At 66.3% G+C, this 19844-nt stretch carries 17 protein-coding genes; 13 read left to right on the top strand and 4 right to left on the bottom strand.

Features of this window, described 5'->3' with window-relative positions:
* Positions 1-4: 4 nt before the first annotated feature.
* Positions 5-682 carry a hypothetical protein gene (locus tag KV697_RS06475; protein WP_219020591.1) on the top strand — a complete coding sequence of 226 codons (678 nt, stop codon included), beginning with the start codon at positions 5-7 and terminating at the stop codon, positions 680-682.
* Positions 683-925: 243 nt separating this feature from the next.
* Here the strand turns inward: KV697_RS06475 and acnA are convergent, their stop codons facing one another.
* The gene (acnA, locus tag KV697_RS06470; protein WP_219020590.1) at positions 926-3613 is read right to left on the bottom strand and encodes an aconitate hydratase AcnA; all 2688 of its coding nucleotides are present in this window, start codon (positions 3611-3613) and stop codon (positions 926-928) included.
* Positions 3614-4004: 391 nt separating this feature from the next.
* On the opposite strand from acnA, the gene KV697_RS06465 reads away from it, so the two are divergent.
* From KV697_RS06465 to phaP, 6 genes are all read left to right on the top strand, one after another.
* Positions 4005-4205 carry a hypothetical protein gene (locus KV697_RS06465; RefSeq protein ID WP_219020589.1) on the top strand — a complete coding sequence of 67 codons (201 nt, stop codon included), beginning with the start codon at positions 4005-4007 and terminating at the stop codon, positions 4203-4205.
* A gap of 177 nt (positions 4206-4382) precedes the next feature.
* Positions 4383-4943 (top strand): LuxR C-terminal-related transcriptional regulator, encoded by a 561-nt coding sequence (locus tag KV697_RS06460; RefSeq protein WP_219020588.1) that lies wholly within the window; start codon positions 4383-4385, stop codon positions 4941-4943.
* Between the two features lie 52 nt (positions 4944-4995).
* Positions 4996-5343, top strand: coding sequence for a hypothetical protein (locus tag KV697_RS06455; protein ID WP_257575649.1), 348 nt, complete (start codon positions 4996-4998; stop codon positions 5341-5343).
* A gap of 52 nt (positions 5344-5395) precedes the next feature.
* Positions 5396-5854, top strand: coding sequence for a hypothetical protein (locus KV697_RS06450; protein WP_219020586.1), 459 nt, complete (start codon positions 5396-5398; stop codon positions 5852-5854).
* Positions 5851-6309 (top strand): hypothetical protein, encoded by a 459-nt coding sequence (locus KV697_RS06445; protein WP_219020585.1) that lies wholly within the window; start codon positions 5851-5853, stop codon positions 6307-6309. The genes KV697_RS06450 and KV697_RS06445 overlap by 4 nt, the downstream gene beginning before the upstream one ends.
* Positions 6310-6397: 88 nt before the next feature.
* Positions 6398-6766 carry a phasin family protein gene (phaP, locus tag KV697_RS06440; RefSeq protein WP_306822690.1) on the top strand — a complete coding sequence of 123 codons (369 nt, stop codon included), beginning with the start codon at positions 6398-6400 and terminating at the stop codon, positions 6764-6766.
* Between the two features lie 179 nt (positions 6767-6945).
* Here the strand turns inward: phaP and KV697_RS06435 are convergent, their stop codons facing one another.
* From KV697_RS06435 to KV697_RS06425, 3 genes are read right to left on the bottom strand one after another with little or no spacing between them, the layout of a single operon-like run.
* The gene (locus tag KV697_RS06435; RefSeq protein ID WP_219020583.1) at positions 6946-8547 is read right to left on the bottom strand and encodes an efflux transporter outer membrane subunit; all 1602 of its coding nucleotides are present in this window, start codon (positions 8545-8547) and stop codon (positions 6946-6948) included.
* Positions 8547-11774 carry a multidrug efflux RND transporter permease subunit gene (locus KV697_RS06430; protein ID WP_219020582.1) on the bottom strand — a complete coding sequence of 1076 codons (3228 nt, stop codon included), beginning with the start codon at positions 11772-11774 and terminating at the stop codon, positions 8547-8549. Before KV697_RS06430 ends, KV697_RS06435 begins: the two co-directional genes overlap by 1 nt.
* 7 nt (positions 11775-11781) lie before the next feature.
* Positions 11782-12981 (bottom strand): efflux RND transporter periplasmic adaptor subunit, encoded by a 1200-nt coding sequence (locus KV697_RS06425; protein WP_219021279.1) that lies wholly within the window; start codon positions 12979-12981, stop codon positions 11782-11784.
* 250 nt (positions 12982-13231) lie between these two features.
* On the opposite strand from KV697_RS06425, the gene rpiA reads away from it, so the two are divergent.
* The 6 genes from rpiA to KV697_RS06395 all read left to right on the top strand — a co-directional run bounded on the left by rpiA (position 13232) and on the right by KV697_RS06395 (position 19804).
* Positions 13232-13903: a ribose-5-phosphate isomerase RpiA gene (gene rpiA, locus KV697_RS06420; RefSeq protein ID WP_219020581.1), complete on the top strand. Its 672-nt coding sequence runs from the start codon at positions 13232-13234 to the stop codon at positions 13901-13903.
* 74 nt (positions 13904-13977) lie between these two features.
* Positions 13978-16065 carry a transketolase gene (gene tkt, locus KV697_RS06415; RefSeq protein ID WP_219020580.1) on the top strand — a complete coding sequence of 696 codons (2088 nt, stop codon included), beginning with the start codon at positions 13978-13980 and terminating at the stop codon, positions 16063-16065.
* Positions 16065-17186 carry a transaldolase gene (tal, locus tag KV697_RS06410; RefSeq protein WP_219020579.1) on the top strand — a complete coding sequence of 374 codons (1122 nt, stop codon included), beginning with the start codon at positions 16065-16067 and terminating at the stop codon, positions 17184-17186. The genes tkt and tal overlap by 1 nt, the downstream gene beginning before the upstream one ends.
* A 73-nt stretch (positions 17187-17259) precedes the next feature.
* The gene (gene gnd / locus KV697_RS06405) at positions 17260-18243 is read left to right on the top strand and encodes a phosphogluconate dehydrogenase (NAD(+)-dependent, decarboxylating) (RefSeq protein ID WP_219020578.1); all 984 of its coding nucleotides are present in this window, start codon (positions 17260-17262) and stop codon (positions 18241-18243) included.
* Positions 18240-19061 carry a Cof-type HAD-IIB family hydrolase gene (locus KV697_RS06400; protein WP_219020577.1) on the top strand — a complete coding sequence of 274 codons (822 nt, stop codon included), beginning with the start codon at positions 18240-18242 and terminating at the stop codon, positions 19059-19061. The genes gnd and KV697_RS06400 overlap by 4 nt, the downstream gene beginning before the upstream one ends.
* Entirely contained in the window at positions 19058-19804 is a 747-nt protein-coding gene (locus tag KV697_RS06395; protein ID WP_219020576.1) for an HAD-IIB family hydrolase, read from the top strand. Before KV697_RS06400 ends, KV697_RS06395 begins: the two co-directional genes overlap by 4 nt.
* The last annotated feature ends 40 nt before the right edge of the window (positions 19805-19844 follow it).

Genomic DNA, 19844 nt, shown 5'->3' with positions numbered 1-19844 from the left:
AGCCATGACCTTCACCGCCACGCCCTCCCATCGACGTTTCGGACCCGCCTGGATCGGCGGGGCTGCCGGGCTGTTCCTGGCGTTTCTGGTCATCATCGTGCCCGACTGGCGGCTGGAGTCGCTGGTCGCCAGTTTGAGCCTGGGGGATATCCTGTCCGCCGCCCGCCCGCCGCTGGGACTGAAGGCGCGGTTTTTGCTCGCGCTAGTCGCGGGGCTGGGGGCCGGGGCCGTGACTTGGGCGACCGTCTATCTGCTCTGGGGGCCGGGTGGCCTGCTTCGCCGCCGTGCCAAATCGGTGCCCAAGGACGACGAGGATTATGTGCCGGTGGTCCGTCGGTCCGACCGCCACCCCGATGCGCCGCCACGTCGACCGCTGAACGCCGCCGAGCTGGGCGCTCCGCCGCCGCCGGTGGAGGAGGATGTCGTCGAGCGGACGCTGCCCGCCGATCTCGATCAGCCGCTATCGGCTTACGATCCCGACGCGATCCTGTCGGTGCCGCGCGAGCCGGTGCGTCCGACGCCGCCGCAACCCATGCCGATCCCGCCGATGCGCGAACCCGCGCCCGAGGAACTGGGGGCGGCGCTGCCGCTTCCCGATCGACAGGATGAATCGATCGAGATGCTGCTCGACCGGCTGGAGCGTGAGACCGCCCTGCGCAAGGCTCAGCAGCGCAAGATTTGACGGGAAGGGGACTTGCCCCTCCACCACCGCTTCGCGGCGGTGCCCCCCCAAGCAAGCTTGGGGAGGATTTGGCGCATCTCGTTCCTCCCAGTGCGGAGCACGGGGAGGGGGACCGCTAGCGATAGCGATTCGGGGAGGAGCAAGGCGCCGCCGTGCAAATAAAAAGGCCCGTCCGGATCGCTCCGGACGGGCCTTTTTGCGTAACCGCAAGGGCGGACCTTGCGGCCCGCCCCCATGGGCGACTTACGCCGCCAGGTTGCGCAGCACGTACTGCAGGATGCCGCCGTTCAGGAAATATTCCAGCTCGTTGACGGTATCGATGCGGCACTTCGTCAGGAAGGTCTCGGTCGTGCCGTCCTTGCGGGCCAGGATCACTTCGACATCCTGACGCGGACGCAGGCCCGCGACGTTCTGGATGGTGAAGCTCTCGGAGCCGTCCAGCTTCAGCGTCTCGCGGGTCACGCCCTCGGCGAACTGCAGCGGCAGGACGCCCATGCCGACCAGGTTCGAACGGTGGATACGCTCGAAGCTCTCGGTGATGACCGCACGCACGCCGAGCAGGTTGGTGCCCTTCGCCGCCCAGTCGCGCGACGAGCCGGTGCCATATTCCTTGCCCGCGACGATGACGAGCGGCGTGCCGTCGGCCTTGTGACGCATGGCGGCGTCATAGATCGGCATCACTTCGCCTTCGTAACGGGTCATGCCGCCTTCGACGCCGGGCACCATCTCGTTCTTGATGCGGATATTGGCGAAGGTGCCGCGCATCATCACGTCATGGTTGCCGCGACGCGCGCCGTAGGAGTTGAAGTCCTTCTTGGCGACCTGATGCTCCTGCAGGAAGGTGCCTGCGGGGCTGTCGGCCTTGATCGAACCGGCCGGGCTGATGTGGTCGGTGGTGATCGAGTCGCCCAGGATGGCGAGCGGCTTGGCCTCGATGATGTCGGTGACGGGCTTCGGCGTCATCTCCATGCCCTCGAAATAGGGCGGGTTGGCGACATAGGTCGAAGCGGCGGGCCAGGCATAGGTGTCCGAACCGGTCACCTCGATCGCCGACCACTTGGCGTCGCCCGCATAGACGTTGCCGTAGCGCGAGCGGAACATCTCGTCGTCGATGTTCGCATCCATCAGGCTGCGGACTTCGTCGTTCGAGGGCCAGATGTCCTTGAGGTAGACGTCCTGGCCATCCTTGCCCTGGCCGATCGGCGTCTCACGCATGTCCTGCGTGACCGTGCCCTTCAACGCGTACGCGACGACGAGCGGCGGCGAGGCGAGGAAGTTGGCGCGCACGTCGGGCGACACGCGGCCCTCGAAGTTGCGGTTGCCCGACAGGACCGAGGCCGCGACGATGTCGTTGCCGTTGATCGCCTTCGAGATCGGCTCGGCGAGCGGACCCGAATTGCCGATGCAGGTGGTGCAGCCATAGCCGACCAGGTTGAAGCCGATCGCGTCGAGATCGGCGGTCAGGCCCGCCTTGTCGAGGTAATCGGTGACGACCTGCGAACCGGGGGCGAGCGAGGTCTTGACCCAGGGCTTGGGCTTCAGGCCCAGCGCGTTCGCCTTGCGGGCGACCAGGCCGGCGGCGACCAGCACCGACGGGTTCGAGGTGTTGGTGCAGCTGGTGATCGCGGCGATCACGACGTCGCCGTCGCCGATGTCATGGCCACGATCGTCGACCGAGACGCGCGCGGGGGCGTCCTTCTTGTACACCTTGGCGAGGTCGGCATTGAACACGTCGTCGACTTCGGTGAGGACGACCTTGTCCTGCGGACGCTTCGGACCCGCCAGCGACGGCACGACCGTCGACATGTCGAGTTCCAGCGTGTCGGTGAAGACGGGGTCGGCGGCATCGTCATGACGCCAGAAACCGTTCGCCTTGGCATAGGCCTCGACCAGAGCGACATTATCGTCCGAACGCGCGGTCAGGCGCATATAGTCGAGCGTCTTGTCGTCGATCGGGAAGAAGCCGCAGGTCGCGCCGTATTCGGGCGCCATGTTGGCGATCGTCGCACGGTCGGCGAGCGTCATCGACGACAGGCCGGGGCCGTAGAACTCGACGAAGCGGCCGACCACGCCCTTGGCGCGCAGCATCTGGGTGATGGTCAGCACCAGATCGGTGGCGGTGATGCCTTCCTGCAGCTTGCCGGTCAGCTTGAAGCCGACGACTTCGGGGATCAGCATCGACACGGGCTGGCCCAGCATCGCGGCTTCCGCCTCGATCCCGCCGACGCCCCAGCCGAGCACGCCCAGGCCGTTGATCATCGTGGTGTGGCTGTCGGTGCCGACCAGCGTGTCCGGGTAGGCGATGGTCGCGCCGCCCTTGGCGTGCTCGCCGCTTTCGGTCGAGGACCAGATGGCCTGGCCGATATATTCCAGGTTCACCTGGTGGCAGATGCCGGTGCCCGGCGGAACCACCGAGAAATTGTCGAGCGCCTTGGAGCCCCACTTCAGGAACTCGTAGCGTTCCATGTTGCGCTGATATTCGAGGTCGACGTTATCCTCGAACGCCTGCGGCGTGCCGAACTCGTCGACCATGACCGAGTGGTCGATGACGAGGTGGACGGGCACCTGCGGATTGATCTTGGCCGCATCGCCGCCCAGCTTGGTGATCGCGTCGCGCATCGCGGCGAGGTCGACCACGCAAGGCACGCCGGTAAAGTCCTGCATCAGCACGCGGGCCGGGCGATACTGGATCTCGCGGTCCGAACGCTGGGTCTTCTGCCAGTCGACGATCGCCTGGATATCCTCGCGCGTGACGGTCTTGCCGTCTTCGAAACGCAGCAGGTTCTCCAGCAGCACCTTCATCGAGAAGGGCAGGCGGCTGATATCGCCGAGCTGCTCGGAAGCCTTGGCGAGGCTGTAATAATCATAGCTCTTGCCGTCGACGTCGAGGGTCGAGCGGGTGTTCAGGCTGTCCTGGCCTATCGCAGTCATGGGCGTCCCTTCATGGTCGAGCCGGGCACGCCCAGTGGGACACGGCAGCATGCAGCCGCGAGCAGGCGCGCCGGGGAAATCTCCGGTTGACGCCAGCGGCCTTAGCAAGGGGTTGGCCGACAGGGAAGGGTGTCGCGCAGTGAAAGCCATTCGCAACTTCGGGCCGCGCCGATCCATGACCGTCCGGCCAGAGCGACGGCAGGCGGCTGGTCGCAAGCGTGGAAAAAGCGTGGAACAGCCATGGTCGATAGCGGGTTCAGATGGACATGAATGGAGTTCGGACCATGCGTGCCCTGAAGAATGATCGGTCGGCCCCCCAATATGCCTGTTCGGGGCGGGCGGGATCGGCTGCCGGGCGTGGTTTCGCCGTGCCGCGCCGGCGGTGGCGGCGATGACCGGGACTCCGCCGCGCAAGGACGGCCGCCGTCCCGATGCGATCGTCGCGGTCGGCCTGTTGACCCAGCGCGACCTGGACGTACTGGGGTCCGGCTTCCGGCGCTCCTTTCCGGTCCATGAGGATACGGCGTTCGACGATCTGCTTCAGGCCCTTGATTCGATCGAGGCGATTCATGTGCCGCAGCGCCGGGATTAACCGGGTGCCGCAGCGGCCCGATTAACCGGGCGGAAATTATCGCCAGGATCGATTAACCTTGATTATTAATGCCTCATCGCCCCCGCATTGGAGACGGAACGTCTTGGCGAGGCCCCACCGACCCGGCTAGGGCAGGGGGCATGGCTGGACCGATCTCCGGCGCGACCGGAAAATGAGATGACGCCCGAACGCTTCGCCCTGCTCACCCGCCGTCATCGCGAATGTCTTCGCGGCGTCAAGGCACTCAAGGGCTCGAAGGAAATCGCCACCGAACTCGGCTTGGGAAAGTCGACCGTCGACAGCTATCTGGCCGAGGCGGTGCGGCTGCTCGGTGCGCGCAATCGGCGCGAGGCCGCGATGGCGCTGGACGAGTATGAGGCCCAAACAGGCACCCAGTCAAATGACCAAGTCGTTGAAGAACAAGAAGAAGCTACCCCGCATAAAATCATACCCGATTTTACGGGGCTAGCTCCCGAACCATCGCCCATGCCACTTCCGATGGCACCGGATGGGAGTACGGTCGGCGGGGCGGTGCAGGACGGCCATGTCCAGGCATCGCCCCGCTTGTCTCTCCCGGTCCGGCGGCAAGGGCAGACCCGCAACGATATGAGCATGGCCGAGAGGCTGCTCTGGGTTCCCACGATCGCTGTCGCACTGGCCATCGGCTTCGGCATGCTGGCAACGGGACTCGACGTGATGACCCGCGTGATCGGACGATTGTCGCACCTTGCCGGTTGACCAACCTCCATGCCGCCGGGCGCGCATGGATCGAAATCAGGGGGCACAGGCGATGACGACGGAACATGAAGCGGCTCTTCAGGTGACTCAGCTCCTGTGGAAGCTCGAGAACGAACTCGACACGGCCTTCGCCACGGCAGGCGAGCTGGCGATGGCGCTGCCCCGTGCACGGGCCGAGGCGCGACTGTCGGCGGTGGTCGGCCAGCACGCCTTCGAGATGCTGGGGCAGGCGATGATGGCGATCGGCCAGGCGCGCGGCCATGCGGTGCAGAGCCACCGTATCCTGGAAAAGGTCGGCCAGACGATCGGCTTCGACGCGGACGGCTATGGCGACAACCATCCGAAGCCGCCTGAAGTGACCGGTGCGATCACGGCGACGCCGCTGCGCGTGGCGGCCTGATCGAGAGCGGGCGCGGCGTGTCTTACCGGATTTCCATGCTGCGAGGCACGCCGTGACGCATATCTATGTCTTCAACATCGTCCAGGGGCTGATCTGCCTCTACGCCCTGACGATGGGCGGTTGGCCGGAACGGTGCGGGGCGATGTTGCTGCTGGCGGCCACGGGGGCGACGCTGTTCCTGGCGTTCGAGCCGTCGACCCATTTCCGGACGACGGATATCCGGGAAGTGGCGATCGACATCGCGCTGATGGGTGGCCTCATCACCATCGCCATGTTGGCGAACCGGTTCTGGCCGCTCTGGCTCGCGGCGTTGCATCTTCTGGGCATCGGTATTCACGGCGTCCGGGGATTCGATGCGAATTTGATGCCGTGGATGTACGGTATGGCGGAAGGCAAGATCGCCTACCCGATGCTCACCATCTTGGGAATCGGCGTCCTGCGACACCAGTTGCGGGTCGCACGCTATGGCCGCGATCCCGACTGGACCTTCTCCTGGCGGGACATACGATGAGCTCCGACTTGCGACTGCTGCACTGGCCAGCGGCGGACCATGCCAGTTTCGTGCGCTTCACCAGCGTCATGGCGGATGTGCAGGCGCGCATCCATGCGATCTCTGGCGAGGCGGGGGGTGTTCCCGTGCCGCGTCCACCGCGCGTGCCGACGCCCCGCGAATGCGCGGCGATGATCCTGCGGCACCGCCGCGACGTGCGCGCGCTGGCCGGGAGCGATGGCGACATGTTCGGCGACCCCGCCTGGGAAATCGCGCTCGCCGTCTTCCAGGCCGAGGGGCCGCAGAGCGACGCCGCGCTGCTCGAAACGGCGGGCCTGTCGCCGACCGGCGTAGTCGGCGAGCGCTGGATCAAGCTGTTGCTGGCCCGCGACTGGGTCGAGCGGTGCGAGGAGGGCCATCTGCGCGCGACTGACAAGATGGTCACGATCCTGAACGGCTATTTTACCCGGCTGTGACCTTTGATGTCACGGCGGGAACGCCGTGCAACTCCTGAAGCCGCCGGGGGTTCAATCGAAACGGGCATAACCACAGGAGATGACGGACATGGCCGAGGATATCGGAACGGGCGGCGGCGCGGGTGCGATCGGTGGCGACATGGGCGCGGGCGCCTTCGCCGACCGCGTGAAGGGCGCGGGCGAGGCGATGCAGGCATCGGGCCAGAAGATCGCCGAGGGCGGCTCTCAGGTCACGCTAAAGATGCTCGAACAGGCCGAGACCAACACGCGTGAGGCCTTCGCCGCGATGCGCTCTGCCGCGTCGGCCAAGGATCTGGGCGACGTGATGCGTATCCAGACCGAGTTCCTGCGCGAACAGGGCAACCGATCGATGTCGCAGGCGCGCGAGATCGGCGAGATGATCGTCCAGTTCGGCCGCGACGCGGTCGGCGCGGCGCGTGGTCCGAAGCAGGACTGACGAGTCTTTCTTTCTTAAGCTACCCTCACCCTCCCGGCGCTACGCGCCTCCCTCCCTCTCCCAATGGGAGAGGAGTGATGGGTCGTCCATGCCCCCGGCATGGACTGAACAGCGCGGGGCGCTGTTCACCCGGCACTGGGCCCGCCCGCTGCAGGCGGGTGGGAAGGGTGAGGGCAGGCTTATTGCCCCGGTCTGACCGCCACTGGACCGTTGGGCGTCGCCTCCAGCAGCGAGTCGCCACCCAGCACGCGGTAGAGCGTCACCCGGTTGGTCGCGGCGGTCAGCTGCGTCGCGATCACGGTCCGCTGCGCCGAATAGAGCGAGCGCTGTGCATCCAGCGTGTTCAGGAACGGCGTGACCCCACCGCGATAGCTGGCCTCGGTCAGGCGATAGGTATCGGTGGCGGCGTTCAGGAAGCGGCGATTGGCGCCGAGCTGATCGGCGATCGTGCCCTGCCGCGCCAGCGCATCGGCGGTTTCCTGGAACGCGGTCTGGATCGTCTTTTCATAGGTCGCGAGCGCCGCGTCGCGCTGGGCCTTGGAATATTCGACGTTCGCCACGCCCGCCCCCGCCTGGAAGATCGGATAGCTGACCGACGGCGCGACCGAATAGTTGAAGCTGCCGCCCGAGAAGAGCGAGGACAGCGCGGTGCTGGCGAAACCGACCAGCCCGGTCAGCGAGATGCGCGGGAACAAAGCCGCCCGTGCTGCGCCGATCTGGCCATTGGCGGCGCGGAGCAGATATTCAGCCTGCACCACGTCCGGGCGACGCAGCAGGATGCCCGAGTCTAGCCCGGCGGGCAGCGTCGCGACGGTAGGCGCGGCTTCCTCGATCGAGCGTGGGAGCAGCGCCGTGTCGATGGGTGCACCGACCAGCAGTTGCAGCGCGTTGACGTCCTGCGCGACCGCCGTCTTCTGTTGCGCGAGATCGGCCTGCGCGGTGGCCAGCACCTGTTCGGCCTGACGCAGATCGGTACGCGGCGAAATCCCGCCCTGTAGCCGGGCACGGGTCAGGGTGACGCTGCGCTCGGCATTGGCGGCGGTCTGCTGCGCGATGGCGAGCAGGCTCTGGTCCGCGCCGTAGGTAAGCCAGGCCTCGGCAATGTCGCCGACCAGCGTCAGCCGCGTGGCACGCGCCGCCGCCTCGGTGGCGAAATAACGGTCGAGCGCCGAGCCGGTCAGCGAGCGGATGCGCCCGAACAGGTCCAGCTCGAACGCGTTGACGCCCAGATTGACCGACCAGGCGCTGCCGCTGCCATTGGCGCCCGTAACGATGCCGCCGCCGGTATCGACGCCGCCATTGCCCACGCCCGTACCCGTGCCGCCACCAACGGTGCCGGTGCCGGTGCCGGTGCCGGTGCCCGTGCCGCCATTGTTGCCGGTATTGGTGCCCGTTCCACCGCCGCCGACCGCGCTAGATCCAGCACCGCCCGATCCGCGATCGGTATAGCTGTACCGGCCGGTCGCGCTGACATTGGGGAGCAGGTTGGCGCGCTGGATGCGATATTGCGCGCGGGTGGAGGCGATGTTCGCCGCCGCCACACGCAGGTCGCGGTTATTGGCCAGCGCCTGCACGATCAGCTGCTGCAACCGCGCATCGCGGAAGATGTCGCTATAGCGCACCGTGGGCAGCGCCGCTTCCGACTGGCGGAGATAGGCGTCGCCGACCGGCCAGGAGGGCGGCACCGGGGTCGCGGGCCGCTCGTATTTGGGGTTCATCGAACAAGCCGACAGCGCGGTCGCGCCCAGCAGCAGGGCGAGGAAAGGGGACGGGATACGCATCAGGCCTTCTCCGCTCCGCCTTCGGGGGCGGGACGATGCCCCGCGCCATGCTCGCTCATCGGCTTGCCCCGCAACCGGGCCAGCCCGTTGCGCACCGAACGGCGCACCAGCACGAAGAACAGCGGGATGTAGAAGATCGCCAGCACCGTCGCGGTCAGCATCCCGCCGATGACGGCGGTGCCGATCGCGATGCGGCTATTGGCACCCGCGCCGGTCGAGATGGCGAGGGGCAGCACGCCGAAGATGAAGGCGAAGCTGGTCATCAGGATCGGCCGCAAACGGATCTTGGCGGCCTCCAGTGCGGCGTCGATGACGCGCTTGCCCTGTTTCTCCGCCTGTTCGGCGAACTCGATCATCAGGATCGCGTTCTTCGCCGCCAATCCCATCGTCGTCAGCAGGCCGATCTGCAGATAGACGTCGTTGGTCAGCCCGCGCAGTGTCACGAAGGCGACCGCTCCGATCAGGCCCAGCGGAATGACCAGCAGCACCGCGAACGGGATCGACCAGCTTTCATACAGCGCGGCGAGACACAGGAAGACGACCAGGATCGACAGACCGTAAAGAAGCGGCGCCTGTCCGCCCGACAGCCGTTCCTGATAGGACAGCCCCGCCCAAGCGACCGACGTGCCCGGAATTTGCGCCGCCAGCTCGGTCATCCGCTGCATCGCATCGCCCGAGCTGTAGCCCGGTGCCGCCGATCCCTGGAATTCATAGGACGGGATGCCATTGAAGCGCGACAGGGTGGTCGGCGCGACGCCCCAGTTGATCGTCGAGAAGGACGAGAAGGGCGCCATCTGGCCGCTCGACCCGCGCACGAACCACTGCTTCAGGTCCTCCGGCTCTGCGCGGTACGGCGCGTCGCCCTGCACGAAGACGCGCTTCACACGCCCCCGGTCGATGAAGTCGTTGACATACTGCCCGCCCCAGGCGGTCGACAGGGTCGAGTTCACCTGCTGCTGGGTCAGGCCCAGCGTGGACAGCTTCTGCTGATCCAGGTCGACGCGCAGCGTGGCGATGTCGGGCAGTTCGGTCAGGCGGACCGAGGCTAGCATGGGATCGGCGTTGGCCTTGGCGAGCAGCTGGTCGCGCACCGCCTCGAACTTCTCCAGCGGCATGCCGGAGATGTTCTGCAGCTCCATGGTGAAGCCGTCCGACTGGCCCAGGCCGCGAATGGCGGGCGGCACCAGTGCGAAGACCTGCGCGTCGCGAAGCCCCCGGAACGCAGCGGAGGCGCGGCCGGTAATGGCGTCGGCGCTGTTCTCCTTGCCCTTGCGATCCTTCCAGTCGACGAAGTTGATGAAGCCCTGGCCGGTATTCTGGCCGCTGGTGCCGCCCCCGCCGCCGCCCGCGACCGAGAAGAGGACCGAGACGTTCTTGCCCTCGTGCTGGGCGAAATATTGCTCGACGCTGCGCTGCACCTCCATGGTGCGGCCCTGCGTGGCGCCGGCGGGAAGACGGAACTGGATCAGGGCCGATCCCTGGTCCTCGGTCGGCAGGAAGCCGGTCGGCAGGCGCAGGAACAGCACCGCCAACAGCGCGATGACGCCCGCATAAATCAGCAGGAACAGCCATTTGCGGTCGACGACGGTGCGCACGCCCGAGACGTACTTGTCGACCGTCCATTCGAAGCGCCTGTTGAAACCGTCCTTGGCGCGTTGCAGCCCGTGCGCGACGCGCGGGAATTTGCGGTCGAGCCAGGCGCCTTCCTCCCCTTCCTTGGCCTTCTGCTTCAGGAGGGTCGCGGTCAGCGCGGGGCTGAGGATGATCGCCACCGCCACCGACAGGATCATCGCCGAGACGATGGTGATCGAGAACTGGCGATAGATGACGCCGGTCGATCCGCCGAAGAACGCCATCGGCAGGAACACCGCCGACAGGACCAGCGCGATGGCGATCAGCGCGACGCTGATCTCCTTCATCGACTCGATCGTCGCCTCGCGCGGCGTCATGTCGGGATTTTCCTCGAGCAGACGCTCGACATTCTCGACCACGACGATCGCGTCGTCGACCAGCAGGCCGATGGCCAGCACCAGCCCGAACAGGGTCAGCGTGTTGATCGAGAAGCCCGCCATATAGAAGATGGCGAAGGTGCCGAGCAGCACGACCGGCACGGCGATCGTCGGGATCAGGGTCGCGCGCCAGCTTTGCAGGAAGACGAACATGACGATGACGACGAGGATGATCGCCTCGATCAGCGTCTTGACCACCTCGTCGATCGACAGCTTGATGAAGGCGGTGGTGTCGTTGGCATAGGCGACCTTCAACCCCGCCGGGAAGCCCTTGGCGACGCGGTTTACTTCGGCCTTGACCAACTCGGCGGTCTTCAGCGCGTCGGCGCCCGGTGCCATCAGGACCGCGATACCGGCTCCCGGATGCTGGTTGATCCGGCTGACCGCGGCATAGCTTTCCGCGCCCAGCTCGATGCGCGCCACGTCGGACAGCTTGACCGTCGCGCCGTTGTTCAGCGTCTTGACGATGATCTCGCGGAACTGCTCGGGCGTTTGAAGCCGCGACATCGAGGTCACGGTGGCGTTGAGCATCTGCGTCGTCGGCGAGGGCGTGCCGCCGACTTCACCGGCCGCGACCTCGGTATTCTGGTTCTGGATCGCGGTCGTCACGTCCGACGGCATCAGCTGGTAGGAGGCCAGCTTCTCCGGGTTCAGCCAGATGCGCATCGCATATTGCGAGCCGAAGACGTTGGTGTCGCCGACGCCCTGGATACGGCCCAGCGGGTCCTGGAGATTGGAGACCAGATAGTCGGCGACGTCCTGGTTCGTCATCCGGTTCGTCTCGTCATAGACGCCCGCGATGAGAAGGAAGTCGGGGTTCGACTTGCGGACGACCAGACCCTGTTGCTGTACCTGTTGCGGCAGGCGCGCGACCGATTGCTGGACCTGGTTCTGGACCTGCACCTGCGCGATGTCGGGATCGGTGCCCTTGGCGAAGGTGGCGGTGATCGTCACTGAGCCGCGGCTGGACGAGGACGACTGGAAATAGAGCAGGCCGTCGATGCCGGTCAGCTGCTGTTCGATAACCTGCGTGACCGAGTTCTGCAGCGTCTGGGCGGACGCGCCGGGGAAGGTGGCGCGGATCGACACCTGGGGCGGCGCGACATCCGGATATTGCGCGATGGGCAGGCCCATGATCGCGCCGATGCCCGCCAGCATGACGATGATGGCAAGGACCCAGGCGAAGATGGGACGATCGATGAAGACGCGGCTGAGCATGATCCGGTCAGCCCGCCTTGCCCTTGGCGGCCTGCATCTTCTTCAACTGTTCGGGCGAGGGGGGCTGGACCTTTTGCGGGCTGTTGGCGGGCACCGCGCGCACGCTCTGGCCGGGGCGCAGATTGGCGAGGCCCTGGGTCACGATCTTGTCGCCGGGTTTCAGGCCGTCGGTGACGACCCAATAGGTGCCTTGCGTCCGCTCGGTCTTGACCGTCCGCTGCTGGACCTTGTCGTTCGGACCTACGACGAACAGCGTCGCATTGCCCTTCGGATCGCGCGCGATCGCCTGTTGCGGGACCAGGAAGGCGCTGGTGTCGATCGCCTGCGCGAAACGCGCGCGGACGAACATGCCGGGCAACAGCAGCCCTTGTGGATTGGGGAAGCGGGCGCGCAGCGTCACGGTACCGGTCTGCGGGTCGACCACCGCCTCGGCGAACTCGACCGTGCCGGTCTGGCCGTAATCGGTGCCGTCCTCCAGCCGCAGCGTGACGCGGGCGCTGGCCGGGATCAGCCCGTCGCGCGCCGACAGGCTGCGGCGCAGCGACAGCAGATCGGTGGCCGATTGCTGGATGTCGACGAAGATCGGGTCGAGCCGCTGGATCTGCGCCAGCGCATCGGTCTGGCTGGCACTGACGAGCGCGCCGACGGTGAACAGCGAACGGCCGATGCGCCCGGTGATGGGGGCGGGTACGGTGGTGAATTGCAGGTTGACGCGCGCCGTCTCCAGCGCGGCGCGGGTCTGCGCCACCTGGGCGGCGGCCTGGCGCGCGCTGGCCTGCGCGTTGGTATAATCCTGCTTCGAGATCGCCTCGATCTGCGCCAGTGGGCGATAGCGTTCGGCCAGCGTGCGCGTCGCCTCGGCATTGGCCTGCGCGCTTTGCAGATTGGCGGCGGCCTGGTTGACCGACGCGCGATAGAGGCGCGGATCGATCTCGTAGAGCGGCTGGCCGCGCTTCACGAGGCTACCTTCGGTGAACAGGCGGCGGCGGATGACGCCCGTTACCTGCGGGCGGACGTCGGAGCTTTCGAAGGCGCTGGTGCGGGCGGCGAGTTCGGTCACGATCGGCGCGTCGGTCGGCTGGACGGTCACGAAGCCGACGGTCGGCGTCGCTTGCGCGCCGCCGCGCCCCTTGGCCGCGCCGCCCTTCTCACCGCCGCATCCCGAAAGGGTCGCGAGCGCCAGGACCATGGCCGTACCGGCGAGCATGCCGCGCCCGCGAAAGCCTGCAAAATTCAATTCGTTCACCTGCCTGAGATGCCAGCCGCGCGCCAAGCCCGCACGTAAATGCCCGAGCATGACGAAACGTTGCCGTTCGACAACAAATTGCACGATGCGGCTTTGAAAAGGCAAGCGATCATGGCCTAATCGGGCGGCTTTATTTGTCGCAAATTGTCGCGCTGCGACAAAATCCGGGAGCACGGGAGCCTTTGAGGTTTTGAAGCATTTTCAAAGGGACATGACCGATCGGGACGCCGATAAACGCCTCGCCGCCGCGGCTGCGGTAGAAGAGGCTTGCGACGATATGCTGGTGGGGCTGGGGACCGGTTCGACCGCCACCCATGCCATTGCCGCGCTGGCGGCGCGCAAGCTGAAGATTCAGGCCGTGGCGACGTCGCGGGCCAGTGCCGAGATGGCCCGGTCGCTGGGCATTACGGTGCGCGATTTCGCCGAGGTGGCGCGTGTCGATCTGGCGATCGACGGGGCGGACGCCATCGACGCCGGTCTGCGCGCGGTGAAGGGCGCGGGCGGGGCGATGCTGCGGGAGAAGATCGTTGCGGCCTCTGCCGACCGGATGATCGTGATCGCCGACGCCTCCAAGCGGGTGGAGCGACTGGGCGGTGCCAAGCTGCCGGTCGAAATCCTGCCCTTCGCGCGTGCCTTCGCGACGGCCCGGCTTTCCGCGTTGTTCGAACGGCTTGAGGAGCGCGCCGACTACCGGACCGACAACGGCAACATCGTCGTCGACGGCCATGGCTGGGACGATGCCGATCTCCCTGCGCTGGCGGAGGCGTTGATGGCGATTCCGGGCGTCGTCGGACATGGGCTGTTCCTGAACGAGATAGACGCCGCCTATATTGCCGGGGACGGGGTCGTTACCCGGCTGGAACGGGGGCGTCAGGCGCGCTAAGGCCGCCCACACATGGCAACCAGAGCGAGCGCGGACGCGTTCGAGCGCACATTGTAAGGATAAGGCCAGAACCCATGACCGATGCCACCATCAACGCCCCGTCCGATACCCATCTGCACGAGGACGGTTCGATCGAGCGCCTGACCATCGACACCATCCGCACCCTGTCGATGGACGCGGTGCAGCAGGCCAATTCGGGTCACCCCGGCACGCCGATGGCGCTGGCCCCGGTCGGTCACACCGTCTGGTCGAAGTTTCTGCGCTATGACCCCGCCCATGCCGACTGGCCCAATCGCGACCGCTTCGTTCTATCGGTCGGCCATGCCTCGATGCTGCTCTACTCGCTGATCCACCTGGCGGGGATCGAGGAGATCGACGCGGACGGCAAGAAGTCGGGCAAGCCCGCGCTGAGCCTGGAGGACCTGAAGGGCTTCCGCCAGCTCAACTCCAAGACGCCGGGCCACCCCGAATATCGCCACACCACCGGTGTCGAGACCACGACCGGCCCGCTCGGCGCAGGCTGCGGCAATTCGGTCGGCATGGCGATCGCCGAACGCTGGCTGGCCGCGCATTTCAACCGCGAGGGTTTCCCGATCTTCGACCATGACGTTTACGTCGTGTGCGGTGACGGCGACATGATGGAGGGCGTCGCGTCGGAAGCGGCCTCGACCGCCGGGCATCTGAAGCTGTCGAACCTCTGCTGGATCTACGACTCGAATCATATCTCGATCGAGGGCGGCACCGACCTGGCGTTCGACGAGGATGTGGGCAAGCGCTTCGAGGCTTATGGCTGGAACGTCCTGCATGTCGACGACGCCAATGACGTGGCCGCGCTGACCGCCGCGCTCGATACGTTCAAGGCGACCACCGACAAGCCGACCTTCATCGTCGTGAAGTCGGTCATCGGCTATGGCAGCCCCAAGGCGGGCAGCGAAAAGGCGCATGGCGAGCCGCTGGGCGACGATGCGATCCGCGCCACCAAGAAGGCCTATGGCTGGCCCGAGGACGCCAAGTTCCTGGTCCCTGACGGCGTGCGCGAAGCCTTCCAGGGCGCGATCGAGAAGCGCGGCAAGCCGCTGCGCGACGAATGGGTCGCGATGGTCGAGAAGTACCGCGCCGAATATCCGGACCTCGCCGCACAGCTCGACGCGATGCTGTCCGACACCCTGCCCGAAGGCTGGGACAGCGAGATCCCGACCTTCGAGGCGGATGCCAAGGGCGTCGCCAGCCGCGACTCGGGCGGCAAGGTGCAGAACGCCATCGCCGCCAAGGTGCCGTGGCTGATCGGCGGTTCCGCCGACCTGGCGCCGTCGACCAAGACGTTGATCAAGGACGGCGGCTCGTTCCAGGCGGGCAGCTATGACGGCCGCAACATGCACTTCGGCGTGCGTGAGCATTCGATGGGCGCGATCGTCGACGGCATGGCGCTGTCGCACCTGCGCTCCTACGGCGCGACCTTCCTGGTCTTCTCCGACTATATGCGTGCGCCGATCCGCCTCGCCGCAATCATGGAGCTGGGCGCGGTGTTCGTCTTCACGCACGATTCGATCGGCGTGGGCGAGGACGGCCCGACCCACCAGCCGATCGAGCATCTGGCGACGCTGCGCGCGATCCCCGGCCTCGACACCATCCGCCCCGGCGATGCGAACGAGGTTGCCGAGGCGTGGCGCTGCGCCGCCGAGTCGGCCAGCCACCCGACCGCGCTGATCTTCTCGCGTCAGGCGCTGCCGACGCTCGACCGCAGCAAGTACGCACCGGCGGCGGGCGTAAAGAAGGGCGGCTACGTCCTTGCGGATTGCGACGGCACACCCGACATCATCCTCATCGCAACGGGTTCCGAGTTGTCGCTGGTCGCCGATGCCTATGAGACGTTGAAGGCGGACGGCGTGAAGGTTCGCGTCGTCTCGCTGCCCAGCTGGTATCGGTTCGAGATGCAGGACGCCGCCTATAAGGACAGCGTGCTGCCCAAGACCGTGACCAAGCGTCTGGCGGTCGAGCAGGCCGGGTCGATCGGCTGGGACCGCTATGTCGGGTTCGACGGTCGCACGATCACCATGTCGACCTTCGGGGCCTCGGCCCCGCTCGCCAAGTTGCAGGACAAGTATGGCTTCACCCACGACAATGTCGTGAAGGTGGCCCGCGAAATGCTGGAGACCAAGTGATGAGCAAGCTGTCGGAACTGGGCGCCAAGGGCTGCGCCCCCTGGCTCGATTTCGTCGATCGCAAGTTCCTGGAGGCGAAGGGCTTGGAAAAGCTCGTCGCTGAGGACGGGCTGACCGGCGTCACCTCCAACCCGTCGATCTTCGAAAAGGCGATGGGGCATGGCGATGCCTATGACGCCACGCTCGCCGCCTTCGACAAGGAAAACCCCGGCGCGGCGACCATCGACCGTTACGAGCATCTGGCGATCCAGGACATCAAGGCGGCGGCGGAGACGCTGAAGCCGGTCTATGACAAGCTCGACGCCAAGGACGGCTATGTCAGCCTGGAGGTGTCGCCCTACATCGCCGACGACACCGACGCGACGATCGCCGAAGCCGAAAAGCTGTGGCACGCGGTAGACCGCCAGAACCTGATGATCAAGATTCCGGGCACCGATGCGGGCGCCCCGGCGATCTCGGCGACCATCGCCAAGGGGATCAACGTCAACGTGACGCTGCTCTTCTCGGTCGACGCCTATATCAAGGTGGCCGAGGCTTATGCGGCGGGTCTGGAAGAGCGGGTGAAAGCCGGGCAGCCGATCGACCGGATCGCCAGCGTCGCCAGCTTCTTCATCAGCCGCATCGACTCGGCGATCGACAAGAAGATCGACGAGCGCACCGCGGCCGGTGACGCGGAAGCCGAGGCGTTGAAGGCCGTGCGCGGCAAGGTCGCCATCGCCAACGCCAAGATGGCGTATCAATGGTATCTCGACTTCCTGAAGTCCGACCGCTGGCAGGCGCTGGCCGCCAAGGGTGCGCAGCCGCAGCGTCTGCTCTGGGCGTCGACGGGGACCAAGGACCCGTCCTTCCCCGACACGCTCTACATCGACACGCTGATCGGGCCGGACACGGTCAACACCATGCCGCCCAAGACCGTGGACGCCTTCCGTGACCATGGCACGGTGGCCGAGACGCTGACCGCCGATATCGACGAAGCCAAGCACGTCCTGGCCGAGGCCGAGCGGCTGGGCCTGGAACTGAACGGCGTGACCGACACGCTGGTGGCCGAGGGGGTCGCCTCCTTCGTCAAGGCGTTCGACGATCTGCTCGGCGCGATCGGGCAAAAGCAGCCGGCGGCCTGAGGCCCCGGCGGCCCCCTCCCCAAAGCGGGGAGGGGGCCTTTTCATTTCTCATGTCAGTTAATGGAGTTCCCGCATGAAGATCGGTCTGGTCGGCCTTGGCCGCATGGGTGGCAATATCGCACGCCGCCTGATGCAGGCTGGGCATCAGGTGGTGGCTTGGGATCGCAGCGACGAGGCGGTACAGACGCTCGCCAAGGACGGTGCGGAGGCCGCCACGGGCTTGTCGGACATGGCCACCAAGCTCGCCGACAAGGCCATCTGGTGGGTCATGCTGCCCGCCGGCGGCCCGACCGAGGACACGATCGCGGAGATCGCCAAGCTGGCCAAGGACGGCGACGTCGTGATCGACGGCGGCAACAGCTTCTACAAGGACGATATTCGCCGCGCCAAGATGCTGGCCGAGCAGGGTATCCATTATGTCGATGTCGGCACCTCGGGCGGCGTCTGGGGCCTGGAGCGCGGTTATTGCATGATGATCGGCGGCGGCAAGGAAACCGTCGACCATCTCGACCCGATCTTCGACGCGCTGGCGCCAGGCCTGGGCACCATCGTCCGCACGCCGGGTCGCGTCGCCGACAAGGTCGATCAGCGCGCCGAAAAGGGCTATATCCATGCGGGTCCGGCGGGCGCGGGTCACTTCGTCAAGATGATCCACAATGGCATCGAGTATGGCCTGATGCAGGCCTATGCCGAAGGCTTCGATATCCTGAAGTCGAAGAACAGCGACAAGCTGCCCGAGGATGAGCGCTTCGACCTGAACCTGACCGACATTGCCGAAGTCTGGCGTCGCGGCAGCGTGATCTCGTCCTGGCTGCTCGACCTGACCGCGATCGCGCTGGCCAAGGACGAGATGCTGGAACAGTTCTCCGGCCATGTCGCGGACTCGGGCGAGGGCCAGTGGACGATCGACGCGGCCATGGAGGAGAAGGTTCCGGCCAACGTCCTGACCGCCTCGCTGTTCGCGCGCTATCGCAGCCGTATCGAGCATACGTACGGCGATAAGGTCCTGTCGGCGATGCGCTTCGGTTTCGGCGGCCACACCGAAATCCCGCAATGAGCAAGCCCATTCGGCTTGTCGTGTCGGACGTCGACGGCACGCTCGTCGACCCCGACAAGAAGCTGCGCGCCGCCACCATCGCCGCCGTCAAGCGGCTGGAGGCGGCGGGTGTCGGCTTCACCATCATCAGCGCCCGGCCGCGATCGGGGCTGGGCTGGCTGGCCGACGAGCTGGCGATCGACGCACCGATCGGGGCGTTCAACGGCGGGACGGTGTTCCGCCGCGACGGCTCGGTCGACGCGCAGTTCCGGGTGCCGGTAGAGGTCGTCAACGACGTGCTGGCGATGGCGGCGGACAATCCCGTCGCCATCTGGGTCTTTGCCGACGATCGCTGGTACGCCAGCAGCGGCGAGGGCACGCATGTCGACCATGAGCGCAAGGCGTCCTCGCAGGAGCCGGTCATCACGCAGGACTTCACCGCGCTGGTCGACAAGGTCGACAAGATCACCTTGGTCAGCGACGATGCCGACCTGCTGCACCGCCTGCATGACAAGGCGAATGCGGCGCATGGGCAAGCCGCTACGATCGCCCAGTCGCAAACCTATTATCTCGACGTGACGGCGCTGAAGGCCAACAAGGGCGACGGCGTGGCGACGCTGGCCAAGGCGTTCGGCGTGTCGCTGGAGGAGGTGGCGGTACTGGGCGACCAGGCCAACGACCTTCCCATGTTGACACGCGCCGGCCTGCCAATCGTGATGGCGAATGCGCCGGAGGCTGTTAGGGAACAGATATCGGTACACACCCGTTCCAACGCGGACGACGGCGTGGCCTATGCCATCGACACCCTAATCATGCCCAGAATCGGAGTGCCTTCATGAAGCAACTGGTTGCGTTCGACCTCGACGGTACGCTGGCCGAAAGCAAACAGCCCTTGGGCGAGCCGATGGGGGAGGCGCTGGCCGACCTGCTCGACGTCGCGCATGTCGCGGTGATCTCGGGCGGCGACTGGCCGCAGTTCGACAAGCAGGTGGCCAGCCGCCTGCCCGAGCGTGCCGACCGCACCAAGCTGTGGCTGATGCCGACCACTGGCACCAAGCTTTATACCTATCAGGACGGCCAGTGGACCCCGGTCTATGCCGAGCTGTTCGACGACGTGACCAAGGCGAAAATCCTCGAGGCGTTCGACGCCTCGCTGGAGGCGACCGGCTTCGTGCCCGAGCAGACCTGGGGCGAGCGGATCGAGGATCGCGGCAGCCAGATCACCTTCTCGGCGCTCGGCCAGCTGGCGCCGATCGACGCCAAGGAGCATTGGGACCCCAAGTTCGAGAAGCGCAAGGTCATCCAGGCCGATCTGAAGCAGCGCCTGCCGGGCCTGTCGATCAACATGGGCGGTGCGACCTCGATCGACATCACGCGGGAAGGCGTCGACAAGGCATACGGCCTGAAGAAGCTGCGCGACGCCAGCGGCATCCCGCTCGACGCGATGATGTTCATCGGCGACGCGATCTTCCCCGGCGGCAACGACTATCCCGCCAAGGAACTGGGTCTCGATACGGTGCGCGTGCGCGATCCGGAGGAGACGCTGGCGGTGATCGCGGGGATCGTCGCCTGCCTGAAGTAAAGGACAGCGCGTCCGCCATCCTGCGCGCCCGCACGCAGCG

Origin of the sequence: Sphingomonas sanguinis, from assembly GCF_019297835.1 — a bacterium.
Lineage (GTDB): Bacteria > Pseudomonadota > Alphaproteobacteria > Sphingomonadales > Sphingomonadaceae > Sphingomonas > Sphingomonas sanguinis_D.
This window is presented reverse-complemented; position numbering and strand designations above follow the sequence as displayed.